Origin of the sequence: Methylobacterium jeotgali (assembly GCF_022179345.1) — a bacterium.
GTDB classification, from domain to species: Bacteria; Pseudomonadota; Alphaproteobacteria; order Rhizobiales; family Beijerinckiaceae; genus Methylobacterium; species Methylobacterium jeotgali.
Genome location: NZ_BPQR01000007.1, coordinates 16,400 through 34,667, shown reverse-complemented (window position 1 = coordinate 34,667; position 18,268 = coordinate 16,400). Strand labels below are relative to the sequence as shown.

At 72.1% G+C, this 18,268-nt stretch carries 16 protein-coding genes; 6 read left to right on the top strand and 10 right to left on the bottom strand.

Going from position 1 to position 18,268, the window contains the following annotated elements:
* The 4 genes from MFF04_RS02190 to MFF04_RS02175 form a co-directional block, all read right to left on the bottom strand.
* Window positions 1-2,607, bottom strand: a complete 2,607-nt coding sequence (locus MFF04_RS02190; RefSeq protein ID WP_238273853.1) for a histidine kinase dimerization/phosphoacceptor domain -containing protein — start codon at window positions 2,605-2,607, stop codon at window positions 1-3.
* Between the two features lie 105 nt (window positions 2,608-2,712).
* On the bottom strand, window positions 2,713-4,104 hold the full coding sequence (locus MFF04_RS02185) for a dihydrolipoyl dehydrogenase (RefSeq protein WP_238273852.1): 1,392 nt from the start codon (window positions 4,102-4,104) through the stop codon (window positions 2,713-2,715).
* A 13-nt stretch (window positions 4,105-4,117) separates the two neighbouring features.
* The gene (locus MFF04_RS02180; protein ID WP_238273851.1) at window positions 4,118-4,924 is read right to left on the bottom strand and encodes an SDR family NAD(P)-dependent oxidoreductase; all 807 of its coding nucleotides are present in this window, start codon (window positions 4,922-4,924) and stop codon (window positions 4,118-4,120) included.
* 124 nt (window positions 4,925-5,048) lie between these two features.
* Window positions 5,049-6,032, bottom strand: a complete 984-nt coding sequence (locus MFF04_RS02175) for an alpha/beta fold hydrolase (RefSeq protein WP_238273850.1) — start codon at window positions 6,030-6,032, stop codon at window positions 5,049-5,051.
* 182 nt (window positions 6,033-6,214) lie between these two features.
* On the opposite strand from MFF04_RS02175, the gene MFF04_RS02170 reads away from it, so the two are divergent.
* Window positions 6,215-6,688 (top strand): Hsp20 family protein, encoded by a 474-nt coding sequence (locus MFF04_RS02170; RefSeq protein WP_238273849.1) that lies wholly within the window; start codon window positions 6,215-6,217, stop codon window positions 6,686-6,688.
* A gap of 65 nt (window positions 6,689-6,753) precedes the next feature.
* On the opposite strand, the gene MFF04_RS02165 is transcribed toward MFF04_RS02170, so the two are convergent.
* Together MFF04_RS02165 and MFF04_RS02160 are read right to left on the bottom strand one after the other, a co-directional pair.
* Window positions 6,754-7,050: a hypothetical protein gene (locus MFF04_RS02165; protein ID WP_238273848.1), complete on the bottom strand. Its 297-nt coding sequence runs from the start codon at window positions 7,048-7,050 to the stop codon at window positions 6,754-6,756.
* 77 nt (window positions 7,051-7,127) lie between these two features.
* Window positions 7,128-7,601, bottom strand: coding sequence for an RNA polymerase subunit sigma-70 (locus MFF04_RS02160; protein ID WP_238273847.1), 474 nt, complete (start codon window positions 7,599-7,601; stop codon window positions 7,128-7,130).
* A gap of 263 nt (window positions 7,602-7,864) precedes the next feature.
* Between MFF04_RS02160 and kdoO the strand changes: the two genes are divergently transcribed.
* The 3 genes from kdoO (at window position 7,865) to hemC (ending at window position 10,106) form a co-directional block, all read left to right on the top strand.
* Window positions 7,865-8,728, top strand: coding sequence for a Kdo hydroxylase KdoO (gene kdoO, locus MFF04_RS02155; RefSeq protein WP_238273846.1), 864 nt, complete (start codon window positions 7,865-7,867; stop codon window positions 8,726-8,728).
* Window positions 8,729-8,756: 28 nt separating this feature from the next.
* Window positions 8,757-9,056, top strand: a complete 300-nt coding sequence (locus MFF04_RS02150) for an antibiotic biosynthesis monooxygenase family protein (RefSeq protein WP_238273845.1) — start codon at window positions 8,757-8,759, stop codon at window positions 9,054-9,056.
* 114 nt (window positions 9,057-9,170) lie between these two features.
* Window positions 9,171-10,106, top strand: coding sequence for a hydroxymethylbilane synthase (gene hemC / locus MFF04_RS02145; protein ID WP_238273844.1), 936 nt, complete (start codon window positions 9,171-9,173; stop codon window positions 10,104-10,106).
* Window positions 10,107-10,109: 3 nt separating this feature from the next.
* Here the strand turns inward: hemC and MFF04_RS02140 are convergent, their stop codons facing one another.
* Window positions 10,110-11,498: a leucyl aminopeptidase family protein gene (locus MFF04_RS02140; protein WP_238273843.1), complete on the bottom strand. Its 1,389-nt coding sequence runs from the start codon at window positions 11,496-11,498 to the stop codon at window positions 10,110-10,112.
* A 113-nt stretch (window positions 11,499-11,611) separates the two neighbouring features.
* On the opposite strand from MFF04_RS02140, the gene MFF04_RS02135 reads away from it, so the two are divergent.
* Entirely contained in the window at window positions 11,612-12,463 is an 852-nt protein-coding gene (locus tag MFF04_RS02135; RefSeq protein ID WP_238273842.1) for a tetratricopeptide repeat protein, read from the top strand.
* A gap of 285 nt (window positions 12,464-12,748) precedes the next feature.
* Entirely contained in the window at window positions 12,749-14,842 is a 2,094-nt protein-coding gene (locus MFF04_RS02130) for an ATP-binding protein (RefSeq protein WP_238273841.1), read from the top strand.
* Between the two features lie 15 nt (window positions 14,843-14,857).
* On the opposite strand, the gene MFF04_RS02125 is transcribed toward MFF04_RS02130, so the two are convergent.
* Genes MFF04_RS02125 through MFF04_RS02115 form a run of 3 tightly spaced genes read right to left on the bottom strand, consistent with a single transcriptional unit; the run spans window position 14,858 to window position 18,261 of the window.
* Window positions 14,858-15,826, bottom strand: a complete 969-nt coding sequence (locus MFF04_RS02125; RefSeq protein WP_238273840.1) for a type II secretion system F family protein — start codon at window positions 15,824-15,826, stop codon at window positions 14,858-14,860.
* 25 nt (window positions 15,827-15,851) lie between these two features.
* On the bottom strand, window positions 15,852-16,826 hold the full coding sequence (locus MFF04_RS02120) for a type II secretion system F family protein (RefSeq protein ID WP_238273839.1): 975 nt from the start codon (window positions 16,824-16,826) through the stop codon (window positions 15,852-15,854).
* 7 nt (window positions 16,827-16,833) lie between these two features.
* Window positions 16,834-18,261 carry a TadA family conjugal transfer-associated ATPase gene (locus tag MFF04_RS02115; RefSeq protein WP_238273838.1) on the bottom strand — a complete coding sequence of 476 codons (1,428 nt, stop codon included), beginning with the start codon at window positions 18,259-18,261 and terminating at the stop codon, window positions 16,834-16,836.
* Window positions 18,262-18,268 lie beyond the last annotated feature (7 nt).

Below are 18,268 nucleotides of genomic sequence, written 5' to 3'. Positions count from 1 at the left end.
TCAGGCGGTGATGGTGAAGCAGGCGCCGGGAGCGTTGGCGACCTCGAGCTTGGCGTCGATCTGGTCGAGCATGCCGCGGATCAGCTTCATGCCGAGGCCCGAGCCCCTCGGCCGCGCCTGCGCCCAGTCCGGCGGCAGGCCCTCGCCGTCGTCGCAGACCCGCAGCCGGACGGAGCCCGCCGTGATCCCGGAGACGTGGACGGCGACGCGGCTGCCGCCCACGGGCTTCGCCCCGTACTTGAAGGCGTTGGTCACGAGTTCCGTCGCGATCAGCGACAGCGCCACCGCCTTGCGGTAGGGCACCATCAGGCCGGGCTCGGCGTTGAGATCGACCACGTGGCTGCCGCCGGCCATGCCGACGAGGTCGTTGCACAGGCTCTCGATGGTCTGGCCGAGGTCGACGTCGTTGATGGTCTCAGCCTGGTAGAGGCTGTCATGGACCCGCGCGACGCTCATCACCCGCGCCGAGGTCTCGGCGAAGGCCTGCTGCGCCTCCGGGTCCTTCACCTGACGGCGCTGCATGTGCAGGAAGGCGGAGACGATCTGGAGGGAGTTCTTCACCCGGTGGTCGATCTCGCGGGTGAGGAGGTCCTTCTGGTCGAGGAGGCGCTGCTTCTCCGCGAGAAGGCCGGTCAGCTCGTTGATCTTGCGGCGCTGGCGCAGCACCACGCCCTCGACCGCCTCGGCGATGGAGCCGGCGAGCGAGACCTGCCAGGGCGCGAAGGGCGCCGCCCTGCCGCGGCGCTCCTCGACCCAGCGCTCGAAGGAGCGCCGGGGCAGCACCGCGACGCTGCCGCTGCCGCCGAGCACGGGCTTCCTCGGATCGCCGCTCCAGGTGACCGTGCTGACCGTCTCCGGCCGGAACCAGAGCAGCACGTTGCGCCGCCCGGAATCGACGAAGGCGGCGAGCAGGCCGCTCATGATCTCGTGATGGGGCTCGGCGGCCGGGCAGAGGGTGGCGAAGATGTCGCTGGCGAAGGTCGTCTGATCGGGGGGCAGCATGTCCCGCAGCCACTGCGTCGCCGCCCGCACGGTCGCCTCGTCCGGCGCCCGGCCGATCGTGGTGACCCCCTCCGCCGACACCACCGCCGCGCCCGTCGCCCCGAACAGGTCGAGGAGCGTCACCGACCCCGCGGTGAGGGTCCCGACGAAATCGTCCGCGCTCGTGAGGCCGCGCGTCAGGCGTCCGGCGATGTCGAGATGCACCTGCCGCTCCGCCCAGAGGCGCTGCCCCTCGATCTCCTGCACCCGCATGGCGAAGGCATCGGTGATGAGGGTGGCGGCCGCCCGCGTCTCCGGCGCGACGTAGTGCGGCTGGCGGTGGTGCCCGATCATCAGGCCCCAGAGCCGCCCCTCGACGAGGATCGAGATCGACATCGAGCCGTTCACGCCGAGGTTGCGCTGGTACTCGAGATGGATCGGCGACAGGGTGCGGTGCTGGGCGAAGCTGAGATCGATCGAGCTGTTGCCGGCCTCGGGCAGCGCGACGAGCGGCACCGGCACGCTGTCGCGGTCGATCACGAAGCGGCTCTTGGCCTTGGTGTAGAGGGCGCGGGCCTGGGCCGGGATGTCGGAGGCCGGGAAGCGCAGCCCGAACAGCACCCGCGACCAGTCGGCGACCTTCTCCTCGGCGATGGCCTCGCCGTTCCAGTCCTCGTCGAAGCGGTAGACGAGGACGCACTCGTAGCCGGTCAGGAGTCTGATCTCGAGGGCGGCGATCGCGGCCGCCTCCTCGAGCGTCGCGGCGCCGCGCAGGCGCGAGACCGCGCCCTCCGTATCGATCTGGCTGGCGGAGCCGAAATCCTCGGGCCGCTCGGGGGCCCGCTCCAGCTCGACGATGAGGCGCCCGTCATGGCTGTGGGCGACGGCGTAGTGGCGGTCGTCGAGATTCCGCAGCGCGATGGTCCGCCGCAGGGAGCGGCCGTCCGCCAGGGTGCCCTCGGCGAGCCGGGCGCGGATCTCCGCCAGGAAGCCCGCGGGCAGAACGTCCACGAGGGAACGGCCCGCGACCGTCTCCGCATCGTCGGCCAGGATCTCGCCGATGTTGGTGCTGTGCGCCTGGATCGCCAGCGTCTCGGGATCGGCCGCGAGCATCACCGCGTTGGGCTGGATCGAGCCGGGGATGTGGATCGGCTCGCGCTCGCAGAGCGCCGGATCCACGAAGCCGGCCCCGGCCCGCTGCGCCACCGCCTCGATCACCGCGTCGCGGGAGAGGCCGAGCCCGAGGGTCTCGGCGGCCTGCAGAACCAGCCAACACAGGTCTCGCCCGAGCCGGAGCCGGACCTTTGCCCGCAGCGGCTGCGGCAGCCGGCCGAACACGAACTCGAAGCGCTCGTCGAGGACGCCCCGGCGAAGGCCGGAGATGAAGCGGCCGTAGAAGGCCGGCACATAGGCGCCCGGCGCCACGGCGTGGAAGAAGTCGCGGCCGAGGATGGCCGCGGGCGCGATGCCGAACAGGGCGCTGGCGGCCTCGTTGCACTCGCGCACGATGCCGCTCGCGTCGAGCCCGATCACGCCCAGGTCGAGGCCTTCGCGCTCCCCAGGAGAGAGCGCGTCGAGTTCGAGAGCGATGTCGAGGACGGCGCCGGAAGCGACGCTCGAGCTCATCGGGGAAGAGCCTCGGTCATGCGTGTTTCGATATGCAGGCTCGGCCGGGCGAGCGCAATGCTCCGCCCTTATCAACCTTACGAACGCGCATCCGGCTGTTATGGTTCAGCTTATACTGCTGCCGATCTGCCTCAGCGCGTCGGAAAGACCTTCCTCTAATGTCGGATGGTAGACAGGCCGATCAAGAAGATCCTGCACCGTGCGGCCGTCCCACACGGCCTGGGCGAGACCCTGGACGAGATGCTCGGCGCCCGGCCCGAGCATCTCACCGCCGAGGAGCCGCCCGCTCCGGTCCGCGAAGATCACGGCGCCGCCGGCATTGGTCCCGGCGATGCGCGCGCGGCCCTGATCTGCGAAGCTGGCGCGGCCCGTGAGGCGGCCGTCGCCCGCCTCGGGATCGTAGGCGGCGCCGAAGCGCCCGGCCTGCGGATGCGTGAAGACAAGGGCGAGAGGCGGCCAGCGCCGCGGCGCCTCGGAGCCGCCATGCCCCGCGAGCGCGGCGGCGTTGACCCCGACGATGCCGCCCTGGCGGGAGGCCTCGTGCAGGACCGGCCGGTCGGCGTTGGCGTCTCCGGCGACGAACACGGGCGCGTCACCGCAGCGCAGGGTGCCGGGATCGAAGCGTGGCACGCCGGATCCGTCGAGGTCGAGCCCCGCCGCTTCGAGGCCGAGACCCGTCACGTTCGGCGGCCGGCCCGCCGCGGCGAGGACGCGCTCGAAGCGGGCCTCGCGGGGCTCCCCCCTGGGCGCACACCAGCGCAGGCGCAGTCCGTCGCAGTCCGCCTCCGCCGCCTCCACCTCCGTCTCCAGATGCAGGGTCAGCTCCCGGCCGAAGATTTCCGCGGCTTCCGCGACGAGACCGGGCTCGCTCAGGCCCGCGAGGCTTCTGCCGCCCTCGATCAAGGTCGTCTCGATCCCGAGCCGCGCCATGGCCTGGGCCAGCTCGATGCCGACCGGCCCGCCGCCGATCACCGCCAGCGTGCGGGGAAGGTCGGGAAGCTCGAAGACCGTGTCGGTGGTGAGCACGCGGGCGCCGAGGCCGGCGAGCGGCTTCGGCACGGCCGGGCTCGATCCCGTCGCGATCACCGCGGCGCGGAAGCGCACCCTGAGGTCCTCGCCGACGGCGAGCCGGTCCCGGTCGAGGAAGCGGGCGCGGCCGGCGATCCGCTCGCCGTCGGGAAAGGTCTCGAGGTCCTCGAAGACGAGGCGCACGAAGCGGTCCCGCTCCCGGCGCACCCGCTCCAGCACCGCGCGGCCGTCGATGCCCACCTCCGGCACGTGCAGCCCGAAGAGCCCGGCGTCGCGGGCCGCCTGCGCGGCGGAGGCCGCCTCGATCAGGAGCTTCGAGGGCATGCAGCCGACCCGCGCGCAGGTGGTGCCGCCGGGTCCGGCCTCGATCAGAAGGGTGCGGGCACCCGCCTTCCGGGCGGCACGGTAGGCGGCGATGCCGGCGGTGCCGGCCCCGATCACCGCCACGTCGCAGGCAATCTCGCGCATCGCGGCGGCCGGCTCAGCTCGCCATGGTGAGGACGGCGCCGCCGTCGACGCGCAGGTTCTCGCCGGTCACGAAGCTCGCCTGCTCCGAGCAGAGGAAGGCGACGGCGGCCGCGACCTCCTCCGGTCTGCCGCGGCGCTTGCGCACCATGCCGGGGCGCTTCTCGTCGAGGAAGCTCTCGATCGCCTCCTCGAAGGAGACGCCGAGCTCACCCGCACGCTTCTCCATCATCGCGTCGGTCATCGGGGTGGCGATGAAGGCGGGGGCCACCGCGTTCACCATGACGCCGTCGGCGCCGTAGGCCTTCGAGAGTCCCTTGGTCAGGTTGAGGAGACCGGCCTTGGCGGCGCAGTAGGGCAGTTCCTCGACATAGGGCTGCACCGCGTCCTCGGAAGTGAAGAACACGATCCGCCCCCACTTCGCCTCGCGCATGCCGGGGATGAAGGCGCGCGCCGTGCGCACGGCGACCATGAGGTCGGACTGGATGGTGTGGAGCCAGGCCGCGTCGTCGATCTCGAGGAAGTCGCCGGTGGCGCCGGTGATGCCGGCGGCGGCCACGAGAATGGTCGGCTTCTCCCCGTAGGCGGCATCCGCGAAGGCCTTGAGCCGGTCGGCGCCGGCCTGATCGCCGAGATCGGCGGCGATCGAGCGGACCTCGCCGAGGCTTGCCAGCTCGGCCTCGGCCTTCCTCAGCCCCTCCTCCTTCAGATCGGTGAGGACGATCCGGGCGCCCTCGCGCAGGAGGTAGCGCGCGCTCTCGAGGCCCATGCCGGAGTCGCCGCCCGTGACGACCGCCACCCGTCCGCCGATGCCGAGATCCATGACGCCCCTCCCGATCCGGCGGGTCGGGACGATCCGCGAAAGCGGGGTCCGGCGCGCCGCGGTGCCAACCCGACCCTGCCGGGTTCGTTCCCGGCGCCGGGTGCGACACGATCGAGGGTCACGGCTACTCCGCAGCCATGGTCTCCGGCGGTTCGTCGGCCACCGGCGTGCCCGGCACGAAGGCGTCGAAGGCGGCCCAGAAATCCTCGCGGATGCTGTCGCGCTCGGAGAGGATCTCGTGGCGGGCGTCGGGCAGCACGATCACCCGGCCGGAGCGCAGGCGCGAGGCGAAGCGCTCGGTCTGGCGGGTGCCACAGACGGGGTCCTCGCCCGCGGCGACGATCAGCACCGGCAGGTCGATGCGGGGCGGCACGCGGGGGTCGCGCAGGCGCGCCATGGCGCGGAAGGCCTCGGCGAGCCAGGCGAGGGTCGGATCGCCCACCGCGCCCGCGCCGACGACGCGCCCGGCCTCGGCGTTGCGGGCGTAGCGCTGCGGATCCCGGCAGAGGCGGTTGCCGGCATAGGGCTTGGTGGCGATGGAGACCGGGCTTCCGAACGGAACGTAGGCGCGCCCGAACCCGAGCCGGTGCAGGACCCGCGCCAGACCGGACACGACGGACGGCCAGCGCACCATCCTGATCGAGAGCATCGGCGCCAGCGTCACGATGCGCTCGAAGGGCTGCCAGCCCTCGAGCGCGCCGGTCAGCACCACGCAGCCGCCCATGGAATGGGCGAGGCAGACATGGGGGCGCGGCAGCCGCGGGCGGATCACCTGCTCCGTCACCGCCTCCAGGTCGAGGCGGTAGTGGCCGAAGCGGCCGACATGGCCCTTGTGCGGGTCGGCGACGTCGCGGGCGGATTCGCCCTGGCCCCGCCAGTCGAAGGCGACGACGGCGAAGCCCCGCCGCCGCAGGTCCCCGATCGTCTCGTAGTACTTCTCGATGAACTCGGCGCGGCCCTGGAGCAGGCACACCGTGCCCTTCGCGCCGACGCGCCCGGTCGGCCACCAGTAGGCCGCCCTGAGCTCGCGCCCGTCCGCCGTCCTCACGGCGACGAGAGTGCCCTCGGGCGGCACCGGATTGCCGGGGGTGGAGCGCAGGGTCAGCATGGGGCGAGGGGTCCGCGTGCGCTCTCGAAATTGGCCGGTCGATGCCGGGCCGGCGCGGTCTTGCACGCCCGCCGGGGCATTCCAATATCCTCTCCGTGCCGGCCATTCGGCGGCACGAGACCGGTCCGGCCCTCGGGCGGACCGTCGTTCCACAGCATGTTGCTCATTGCAGAGGATATGTCATGCGTCAGTTCGATCTTGCTCCCCTCTACCGCTCCACGGTCGGCTTCGACCGCCTGTTCTCGGCCCTCGACCAGTATGTCAGCGCCGATCAGGCCACGACCTATCCGCCCTACAACATCGAGCGCACCGGCGAGAACGCCTACCGGATCACGGTCGCGGTCGCCGGCTTCACCGAGGCCGATCTCTCGATCGAGGTCAAGGAGAACGCCCTGACCCTGAAGGGCGAGCGCAAGCCCGACCCGGAGCGGCGCACCGAGGTTCTGCACCAGGGTATCGCCGCCCGCAGCTTCGAGCGCCGTTTCCAGCTCGCCGACTACGTCCAGGTGACGGGCGCGAGCCTGGAGAACGGCCTCCTCCACGTGGAGCTCGTGCGCGAGATCCCGGAGGCGAAGAAGCCTCGCACGATCCAGATCGCCACCGGCCGCGGCGCGGTCACTCCGGTGATCGAGGGCAACGTCCAGGCGGCCGCCTAAACCGCGTCCGATCCCTGTCGCGTCTCAAGGGAGCGCCCCGGCCGGCCGGCCGGGGCGTTTTCGATTCAGCGGTCGGCCAGCCAGTCCGTCGCGCCGGGCTCGTAGCAGGTATAGCCGATGAAGCAGCGCGGATCGGTCCGCGTCGGCGCGTAGGCGGCCTTGGCGTATTCCGTCGCCTCGCAGAAGCTGCGGTTGGCTACGAAGCGGTCGTAGGTCGGCCCGCCTGTGCCGAGTACGATGCCGCCGGCCCGCGTCACGACGCTGCGCGCCTCGGGGCAGCTCAGGGCCGTGGTCGAGACCCGCTGCGCCTGCGCCGGCCACGCCGAGAGCCCGAGCAGGGCCACTAGAACGATCCGTCTCATCGAAGCCCTCCGTCGCCATGCAGGGCAACGCGGGAGATGCGGGGACCTTTCCCGAGCCGGATCGCCGCGCCCCTTGGCTACAGGTCGCCGAAGGAGAGCTGTCCGCCCGAGGAGGGCCGCTTGCCGGCCGGCGGCTTGACGTCTTGGGCAGGCAACGTCGCCGTTGGCTTGGCGGCGCGCGGCCGCGGCGCGGCGGGCCGGGAGCGGGGCTTCGAATCGCCCTGCATCCGGGCCATGGCGCGGTCGCGGTCCTGCGCCTCCGGGGCGTTCGGGTCGCCGTCGAGCCACTTGCCGCGCTTGATCACCTCGTTCACCCGGCCCTGGTTGACGCCGACCTTGAAGGCGATCTCCTGCTGGGTCATGCCCGTCGTGGCATGGAGGTCGAGGATCGCGCGGGCGAGCTCCGGCGTCATCTTGCGGCCGGTGACGCGCCGTGCCGGACGCGTCGTGCGGGTCGCCCGGTCGCGGGCCCGGAGCTGCTCGAGGAGCGTCAGCGCCATCTGCATGCCGTGGGCGCGCAGGGCCTCCTCGAATTCCTTCAGCGTCGCCATGGCTCTGTCCTCGCCGGCGGGGAGGGCCCCTGAAGCGCAACCGTGAGCGCGGCCGCGGGGTTTCGCGGGTCCGGACCGAAGGTCTGCCTTCCACCGCCCGGATTCAAGCGCCCAGCGCCCGCCATCCACCTGAAAAAGCATGCCCCGTCAGGGCGATGGCGGCGCCGGACGAGACCGCGCCGCCCCTTGGCAGGGCGGGACGCCCCCGCTAAACCCGCTCCGCCCCGGCAGATGCCTTCCGCCGCGTGGCCGGAGGCGCCTCCATGATCAGCCCGATCGTCACCGTCTTCGCCGACGCGCATCCCAGCGACGGCTCGCTGGTCGAGGCGCTGGAGGGCGGCGCGGTCCTCGTGTTCCCCGACCTCGACTTCCCGTTCTCGGATTTCGAGACGCGCTTCGTCGAGCGCCCCTTCGCCGACGGCAAGGCCAAGAACGTCAACATCCGCGGCGAGGCCGCGGAGCTGCGCGGGGCCGCCGGCACCGAGGAGGAGAAGGAGGCCCTGCGCCAGCTTCTCATCCGCTACCGGCGCTTCTCGGGCGAGCTCGTGGAACGCTACCTGCCGGCCTATGCCGGCAAGCTCAGCCTCGCGGGCACCTCCTACCGCCCCTTCGAGGTCGACCAGCGCAAGCTGAGCTGGCGGCGCGACGACACGCGGCTGCACGTCGACGCCTTCCCCTCGAACCCGATCGGCGAGAAGCGCATCCTGCGCATCTTCCGCAACATCAACCCGAGCGGCCAGCCGCGCCTGTGGCGGGTCGGCGAGGATTTTGGCTCGATGGCGGAGAAGTTCCTGCCGAAGCTGCCGGGCTACTCGCCGCTCTCGGCGCGGCTTCTCGCCGGCCTGCGCATCACCAAGAGCCGGCGCTCGGAGTACGACCACCTCATGCTCCACCTGCACGACGCGCTGAAGCAGGACCTGGACTACCAGGCGAGCGCGCCGCAGGCCGACGTGCGCTTCGAGCCGGGCCAGACCTGGGTGACCTTCTCCGACCTCGTCATGCACGGGGCCATGGGCGGCCGCTACATGCTGGAGCAGACCGCCTACCTCCCCGTCGCCGCCCAGGCGCGGCCGGAGACGAGCCCGCAGCGCATCCTCGCGCAGAAGCTCGGACGCCCGCTCCGCTGACCCTCCAGACACGCCAGGGACACCGACGATGATCCTCGAGATCGCGCAGATCGACGTGAAGGAAGGCCGGGAGGCCGACTTCGAGGCAGGTATCGCCAAGGCTGCCGAGATCTTCCGGGCCGCCGCGGGCTGCCGAAGCTTCGAGGTTCGCCGCTCCGTGGAGAAGCCGCAGCGCTACCGCCTGCTGATCGAGTGGGAGACGCTGGAGGCCCACACCAAGGACTTCACCGGCTCGCAGCCCTGGAAGGACTACCGGGCGCTGGTCTCCGACACCTTCGAGGGGCCGCCCCAGGTCGAGCACACCACGCAGGCGCTCAAGGCGTTCTGAGCCTCCGAACGGTCCCCATGCCCGACGCCTCCCGCAGTTGACGACCGCCGGGGCGGGCCGCGATGACTGGCGGTGTCCGCGCCGCCAGGGGCCGCGGCGGGAGAGAAGCACCGCATGAGCCAGCGCCCCTTCGACCGCGTTCTGCGCATCGGCACCCGCGGCAGCCCGATGGCGCTGGCGCAGACCGGCATGGTCCGCGACCGCATCGTCGCCGCCCATCCGGGGCTCGAGACCGAGATCGTCGTCGTCACCACCGTGGCCGACCGGGTGCTCGACCGGCCCCTCTCCGAGATCGGCGGCAAGGGCCTGTTCACCAAGGAACTGGAGCAGGCGCTCTTCGCCGACGAGATCGACGTCGCCGTCCATTCCATGAAGGACGTGGAGACCTGGTTGCCCGACGGCCTCGTCATCGCCTCCATCCTGGAGCGCGACGATCCCCGCGACGCCTTCCTCGCCCGCGATGCCGACGGCTTCGACGACCTGCCGGAGGGGGCGCGGGTCGGGACCTCGTCCCTGCGGCGGGGCGCGCAGGTGCTGATGCGCCGGCCGGACCTGCGCATCGTGCCGCTTCGCGGCAACGCCAACACCCGGATGCGCAAGCTTGAGGCCGGCGAGTGCGACGCGACGCTGCTGGCGCTCGCCGGCCTCCAGCGCCTCGGCATGGAGGACGTCGCCCGCTCGGTGCTCTCCGTCGACGAGATGCTGCCGGCGGTGGCGCAGGGCGCGCTCGGCATCGAGTGCCGGGAGGACGACGAGGCGATCCGCGATCTGCTCGCCGCCGTCGCCTGCGCGACGACCACGATCGCGGTCGGCGCCGAGCGGGCGCTTCTCGCCGAGCTCGACGGCTCCTGCCGCACGCCGATCGCCGCGCTCGCCCGCATCGAGGGCGACCGGCTCAGCCTCGACGGGCTGCTGTTCCTGCCCGACGGCAGCCGCCACTGGGCGGCCTCGCGCTCCGGCCCGGTGGCGGATGCCGAGCGGATCGGCCGGGAGGCCGGGGCGGAGCTGAAGGCCGCCGCCGGCGACACCTACCGCGACAGGCTCCAGTAGGTCTTAGGCGCGGTAGCGCGCGGCGAGTAGCGCGTGGACCAGCCGCGCGGTCTGGACCTCGCCGCCCTCCGGCCGGCCGGGCTTGGTCGACGGGTTCCATCCGTAGAGATCGAAATGGACATGCGCCTTCGCGGCCGGGGCGAAGCGGCGCAGGAACAGCGCGGCGGTGATCGCCCCCGCGAAGGGTCCGCCCGAGACGTTGTTGATGTCGGCGACCTTCGAATCGAGCAGCCCCGCGTAGGGCGCGTGCAGCGGCATCCGCCAGACCGGATCGCGCACCTGGTCGCCGGCCGCGGCGATCTCGGCGGCGAGCCCGTCGTCCTCGGTGAAGAAGGCCGGCAGGTCGGGGCCGAGCGCCACGCGGGCGGCCCCGGTGAGCGTCGCGAAGTCGATCAGTAGGTCCGGCGCCTCGGCGTCGGCCAGGGCGAGGGCGTCGGCGAGGATCAGGCGTCCCTCGGCGTCGGTGTTGCCGATCTCGACGCTGAGGCCCGCCCGGCTGCGCAGCACGTCGCCGGGGCGGAAGGCGTTGCCGGAGACCGCGTTCTCCACCGCCGGCACGATCAGCCGCAGGCACACGGGAAGGTTCGAGCCCATCACCATGTCGGCGGCGGCGAGCGCGGCAGCGGCCCCGCCCATGTCCTTCTTCATCAGGAGCATGCCCGCCGAGGGCTTGATGTCGAGGCCGCCGGTGTCGAAGGCGACGCCCTTGCCGACGAGCGTGACGCGGGGCGCGCCCGAAGGCCCCCAACGCAGGTCGACGAGGCGCGGCGCGCGGGTCGAGGCGGCGCCGACCGCCTGCACAAGGGGGAAGTCGCGGGCGAGCACTTCCCCCTCGATCAGGGTGAACGCCGCGCCGTGCCGCGCGGCGAGGTCGCGGGCGGCCTGCGCGATCTCGGCCGGCCCGAGGTCGTTCGCCGGCGTGTTCACGAGGTCGCGCCCGAGCGCCACGGCGCGGGCGATCCGCGACAGCGCCTCCACATCCACGCCGTCCGGGACCGCGAGACGGGCGCGCTTCTGAGGCGCCGTCCGGTAGCGATCGAAGCGGTAGCTGCCGAGCAGCCAGGCAAGGGCGGCCTCGGCGGCGTCGATCCCCTCGGGCTCCAGGGCGTAGTCGCCCGCCGGCAGCAGGCCCGGCAGCTTGCCGGTCAGGAAGCGGTCGTAGCCCCGCGCGTCCGTGTCGCCGAGGCCGAACAGCACCCGCGCGAGACCACCCTCTGCGTCCGGCAGCAGGGCGAGGCGGCCGGCCTTCGGCGCGAAACCGCTCGCCGCCGCGAAGGCCCGCTGGCTCGCCGGCAGCGATGCCTCGACCGAGGGCCAGTCCCCCGTCGAGACGCAGCGGACGGGAACGGCCGGCGAGCCGGCGGGCAGGAGGTCGGGGATGCTGTCGCTCATGCGGGCGGTGCGGCTCGAAAGGGAGGTCTTAACGGTAGGTTAGGGTTAACGGTCTATCACCCGAGGGTCGGGAGCGGGAGGCCGCGCCGGCATGGGATGACGGAGCGGTGACGATGCGCGCGGCGGGTTCGAGCGTCCTCGGCAGGGTCGGGCGGCAGGGCTTGCGTTCCGCGACGCGCCTCGCGGCCGCCGCCCTCGTGGCCGCCGGTGCCGCCGCCTGCCAGTCCCGCTCGCCGGAGACCACGGGCTCCATCGCGACGACCTTCACATCGCTGGGCCTCGGCCGCAGCAGCGGCGGCAGCGAGGCGCGCACGGTGACGCGCCGGGACGTCGAGGCGATGGCCGCCAAGTACAACGAGGACCCGAACGATCTCGGCCTCGCCATGCGCTACGCCCAGGCGCTGCGCGCCACGGACCAGCGCCCCCAGGCGGTGGCGGTGCTCCAGCAGGCAGCCCTGCGCAGCCCCAAGGACAAGGCCGTGCTCGCCGCCTACGGCAAGTCGCTGGCGGAGGCCGGCCGCTTCCAGGAGGCGGCCGACGTGCTCCAGAACGCCCACACCCCCGCCCAGCCCGACTGGCGGGTGCTCTCGGCCCAGGGCGCCGTGGCCGACCAGACCGGCGATCACACCCGCGCCCAGGGGTTCTACGAGGCCGCGCTGCGGATCAACCCGGACGAGCCGACCATCCTGTCGAACCTCGGCCTGTCCTACGCGCTGAGCCGCCAGCTCGACCGCGCCGAGGAGGTGCTGCGCCGGGCCGCCGCGCAGCCCAACGCCGACGGGCGCGTCCGCCAGAACCTCGCCCTGGTGCTCGGCCTGAAGGGCCGGGTACCCGAGGCGGAGGTCGCGCTCCAGCGGGACCTCTCGCCCGAGGACGCCGCCGCCAACGGCGCCGCCCTGCGCCGGCTCCAGGCCCAGCCCGGCCGCAAGGCGACCGACCGGGGCTCGCCCGCCTCGCGCGGCTGATCCGGCCTCCGAAAGCGACGGCGGCCGATTACGAGCGCGGCGCCGCACGAGAGACCGGCGCGAGGCGCGGCCTGCGTGGGTGGACTCGCATCGTGCGCTCGCGGGCGCCCGGCTCGCATGGCCGGTGCCGTCGCCGCCCGCGACCGCAGCCGACGCGCCGTGCACGCCACGCCCCTCGGCAGGGTCGTTCCGATCGATGCGGAGAACTGAACCGCCGCATCGCCGCTGCGGTTGTTCGCCGCGGCTCCCGCAGGTAAGGCGGCGGCCGAGAGGAAAGTGCCGTTCGTGTCGGGTCGTGCTGTGAAATCCCTTTCCCGCGAGGCGCTTGAGGCCGAGGTCGCACGGCTGCGCGTGAGCGAGGGGCGCTTCCGGACGATCCTGGAGACGGTCGATGCGGCCTTCGCCATCGTCCAGGTCAAGTTCGACGCCGACGATCGGCCGGTGGATTACCGCTTCCTGGAGGCCAACCCCGCCTTCGAGCGGGAGGCGGGCGTCAACCTGCGCGGCAAGTGGGTCACCGAGTTCGCGCCCGACCTCGAGCGATTCTGGTTCGAGACCTACGGGCGGGTCGCCAAGACCCGGGAGCCGACGACCTTCGAGAGCTACGCCAAGGCGTTCGCGCGCTGGTTCGACGTGCGGGCGGTCCCCGTCGGCGACCCCGCCGACCGGCAGATCGCCATCATCTTCAACGACGTGACCGCGCGCCGCGAGGCGGAGGACCGCCTGCGCGCCAGCGAGGCGCTCGCCCGCGCCAACATCGAGCGCGTGCAGCTGGCGCTCGCCGCCGGGGCGATCATCGGCACGTGGCACTGGGACCTGCCCACGGACCGGTTCACGGTCGACGAGGGCTTCGCCCGCAGCTTCGGGCTCGATCCGGCCCTCGGCCGCGAAGGCATCCCGCTCGCGCAGATCGTCGCCACCGTTCACCCGGACGACCGAGAGGGGCTCGCCGCGGCCATCGCGGAGGTCATCGCCCGAGGGGGCGCCTACGCCCACCAGTACCGGGTGCGCCGGGCGGATGGACGCTACTACTGGATCGAGGCCAACGGGCGCGTCGATCACGGGCCGGACGGGACGCCCCTGAGCTTTCCCGGCGTCGTCCTCGACGTCGAGGAGCGGCGCGCCGTCGAGCAGGAGCGCGATCGGGCCAACGCCCAGCTACGCGCGCTGACCGACACCCTGGAGCAGCGGGTCGGCGAACGCACGGCGGAGCTGATGAACGCCGAGGAGCAGCTCCGCCAGTCGCAGAAGATGGAGGCGGTCGGTCAGCTCACCGGCGGCCTGGCCCACGACTTCAACAACCTGCTCGCGGGCATCTCCGGCAGCCTGGAGCTGATCCAGACCCGCCTGAGCCAGGGCCGGATCAACGACATCGAGCGCTACATGACGGCCGCGCAGGGCGCCGCGCGCCGGGCGGCGGCGCTGACCCACCGCCTGCTGGCCTTCTCCCGCCGGCAGACGCTGGCCCCGAAGCCGACCAACGTGAACGCCCTCGTCGAGGGCATGCTGGACCTGATCCAGCGCACCGTCGGCCCGAGCGTGCAGGTGCAGACAGTGGGTCTCGCCGGCCTGTGGCCCGCGCTGGTCGATCCCTCGCAGCTCGAGAACGCACTGCTCAACCTCTGCATCAACGCCCGCGACGCCATGCCGGAAGGCGGCCGCATCGTCATCGAGACCTCCAACCGCTGGATCGACGCGCAGGTGGCCCGGCGTCAGGACATGCCGGAGGGCGAGTACCTGTCGCTCAGCGTGTCGGACACCGGCACCGGCATGCCGCCGGAGGTGATCGCCAAGGCCTTCGACCCGTTCTTCACCACGAAGCCCCTCGGCCAGGGCACCGGGCTCGGCCTCTCGATGATCTACGGCTTCGCCAAGCAGTCGGGCGGGCAGGTGCGCATCCACTCCACGGTGGGCGAGGGCACGACGGTCAGCGTCTACCTGCCGCGCCACCAGGGCGAGGCGGCGCGGGACGAGGCGCTCCCGCGGGGCGGCCTGCTGCCGGTCGCCGGGGCCGGCGAGACGGTGCTGGTCGTGGACGACGAGCCCAGCGTGCGCATGCTGGTGACGGACGTGCTGGGCGAGCTCGGCTACACCGCCGTGGAGGCGGCCGACGCGGCCGGCGGGCTCAGGGTCCTCCAGTCCGGCGCGCGCATCGACCTCCTCGTCACCGACGTCGGGCTGCCGGGCGGCCTGAACGGCCGCCAGATGGCGGACGCGGCGCGGGCGACGCGGCCCGACCTCAAGGTGCTGTTCATCACCGGCTACGCCGAGAACGCCCTGCTCACCAACGGCCAGCTCGAACCGGGCATGGCCGTCCTGACGAAGCCCTTCGCCGTCGACGCCCTGGCCACACGGATCCGCGAGATGATCGCGCGGTGATCCGGGGCGGCGTCCTCACATGCTGCGCATGACCTGGATGATGGCGGGCGTCAGGATGACGACGAACAGCACCGGCAGGAAGAACAGGATCATGGGCACGGTGAGCTTCGGCGGCAGCGCCGCGGCCTTCTTCTCGGCCTCGGTCATGCGATGGTCGCGGCTCTCCTGCGCGAGGACGCGGAGCGCCGCGCCGATCGGGGTGCCGTAGCGCTCGGCCTGGATCAGCGCCGTCGAGCAGGCCTTCACCGGCTCGATGCCGATGCGGTTCGAGAGGTTTTCGTAGGCGAGCCGGCGGTCGGGCAGGAAGGAGAGCTCGGCGGTCATCAGGGCGAGCTCCTCGGCGAGCACGATGGACTGCATCGTGATCTCGAGGCTGACGCGCTTGAAGGCCCCCTCCACGGACATGCCCGACTCGACGCAGATCAGGCTGAGATCGAGGGCGTCGGGCCAGGCGCGGCGGACCTCCGCCTGGCGCTTCTTGGCCTTGTTCATGAGGAACAGCTCGGGCGCCTTGATGCCGAGGAAGGCGGCGAGGATGCACAGCCCCGCGCGCACCTCGGTCGGCTGGTCGAGCACCTCGAGCACGAACAGGTAGACCACGGCGCCGAGAAACGCGGCGATGGGCGTCACCATGCGGAAGAACAGGAACGCGGTCTCGGCGCCGGCCCCGCGGTAGCCGGCCATCAGGAGCTTGCGCTTGGCGGTATCGGTGCCGAGCCAGCGGTTGAGGTCGAACTGCTCCACGACCCGGCGCATGTAGGCCTTCGGCTCGGTGCGCAGCGTGACCTTGGTGGCGAGCCGCTCGCGCTCGCGGCGGCGGATCGCCTCGCGCTCGTCGCTCACCAGCTTCATGCGCTTGGCGAGCCGGTCCGGCTCGAGGAGCGGCTGGACCAGGGCGAAGACCGTCGCCGCCGCCGCCACGCCGGCGAGGATCGTGGCGACGAAGCGCGGGTCGAGCAGCTTCTGGGAGATGTCTTGGATCATGGCAGGGAGCGCCCGAGTCCGGTCGTCAGAAGTCGAAGGCGATCATCTTCTTCATCGTGAACACGCCGACGCTCATCCAGACCGCGCAGCCGAGAAGCGCGAGCTTGCCGCCGTCGGTCGTCCAGAGGAGCGAGATGTAGTCCGGGCTCGTCAGGTAGGTGATGCCGGCCACGAAGAAGGGCAGGCAGGCGATGATGGCACCCGAGGCCTTGGCCTCCATGCTCATCGCCTGGATCTTGCCGGCCATCTTCTTCCGCTCGCGCAGGATGCGCGACAGGTTCGAGAGCGCCTCGGAGAGGTTGCCGCCGGACTGCTGCTGGATGTTGATGACGATGGCGAAGAAGTTCACCTCCGGCACCGGCACGCGCTCGGCCATGCGTTTCACGCAGTCGCTCAGGGACAGACCCATGGCCTGGGTCTCCATCATCACCTTGAACTCGCCCCGTACCGGCTCCTCGGCCTCGCGGGAGACGATGCGGAAGCAGTCGGCGAGCGGGATGCCCGTGCGGATGCCGCGCACCACCACGTCCACGGCGTTCGGAAGCTCCCGGGTGAAGCGCTCGATCCGGCGCAGGCGCAGATAGCGCAGCATCCACATCGGCAGCCCGAGCGCGCCCGCGAACAGCGCCGCCAGCGCCGCCACGGGATTGCCCGTCAGAAGCAGGCAGAAGAGACCGAGCCCGAGGCCGAGACCGGCCGAGACGAGATAGTAGGTCTTCGTGCTCCAGCTCAGGCCGGCGCGGGCGATCTTGAGGTCGAGGGTAACCTTGCTGCTCTTCGCCTTAGCGTCGATCTCGCTCAGGGTCTTGGCGACCTGGTCGCGGCGGTTCGTGGCGCTGACCCGGCCGGCCGCGGCGCTCGCCGTGCCGCCGACCGCCTTGAGCCGCTGGGCGGCGCGGCGCTCGCCGCTGAGGAGCGGCACCAGGACCACGTAGCCGACGGCTCCGGCGGCGACCGCGATCAGGCCGGCGGCGAGCGGAAGGTTGAGAGAGGCGCTCATCCGGCCCTCACTCGACCCCGGGAACGGCGGCCGCGTCGAGGGCGGCGGCGAGCGCCCGCTCCTCGTTGTAGTAGCGGGCGCGCTCCCAGAACTTCGGGCGGCCGATCCCGGTCGAGCGGTGGCGGCCGATCAGCTTGCCCGAGGCGTCCTCGCCGAGGATGTCGTAGACGAACAGGTCCTGCGTGGTGACGACGTCGCCCTCCATGCCCACCACCTCGGTGATGTGGGTGATGCGCCGCGAGCCGTCGCGCAGGCGGCTCGCCTGGACGATGATGTCGATCGAGCCGCAGATCATCTCGCGGAGCGTCTTCGCCGGCAGCGAGAAGCCGCCCATCGTGATCATCGACTCGATGCGCGACAGGCACTCGCGGGGCGAGTTGGCGTGCAGCGTGCCCATGGAGCCGTCGTGGCCGGTGTTCATCGCCTGGAGGAGATCGAACGCCTCCGGGCCGCGGACCTCGCCGACGATGATCCGCTCGGGGCGCATGCGCAGGCAGTTCTTGACGAGGTCGCGCATGGTGACCTGGCCCTGGCCCTCCATGTTGGGGGGCCGCGTCTCCAGACGCACGACGTGGGGCTGCTGGAGCTGGAGCTCGGCGGCGTCCTCGCAGGTGATGATGCGCTCGTCCTGCTCGATATAGGCGGTGAGGCAGTTCAGCAGCGTCGTCTTGCCGGAGCCCGTGCCGCCCGAGATGACGACGTTGCAGCGCACCTTGCCGATGATCTGCAGCACCTTGGCGCCCTCGGGCGAGATCGCCCCGAAGCGCACGAGCTGGTCGAGGGTGAGCTTGTCCTTCTTGAACTTTCGGATCGTCAGGGCCGGCCCGTCGATGGCGAGCGGGGGCGCGATGACGTTGACGCGGGACCCGTCCGGCAGGCGCGCGTCGCAGATCGGCGAGGCCTCGTCGACGCGGCGGCCGACCTGGCTCACGATCCGCTGGCAGATGTTCATCAGCTGCTGGTTGTCGCGGAAGCGCACGTTGGTGAGCTGGATCTTGCCCGCGACCTCGATGAAGGCCCGGCTTGCGCCGTTGACCATGATGTCGGCGATGTCGTCCCGGGCGAGCAGCGGCTCCAACGGCCCGTAGCCGAGCACGTCGTTGCAGATGTCGTCGAGCAGCTCCTCCTGCTCGGCGATCGACAGGACGATGTTCTTGAGGCCGATGATCTCCGAGACGATGTCGCGGATCTCCTCGCGGGCGGCCTCGCCCTCCAGGCGGGCGAGCTGCGAGAGGTCGATCGCCTCGATCAGCGCGCCGAAGATCATGCTCTTCGTGCGGTAGTAGTCCTCCGAGCGGGCCGTCTCGACGGCGATCGGGGCCGGGGCGGACGGCCGGACGGGCGCCGAGTCCTGCTGAAGGACCGGTGCGGGGCCGTTCTGCGTCGCCGCGGGCGCCGGCGCGGACGCCGCGGCGCCCGACCTCCTACCGAACATGGGACTG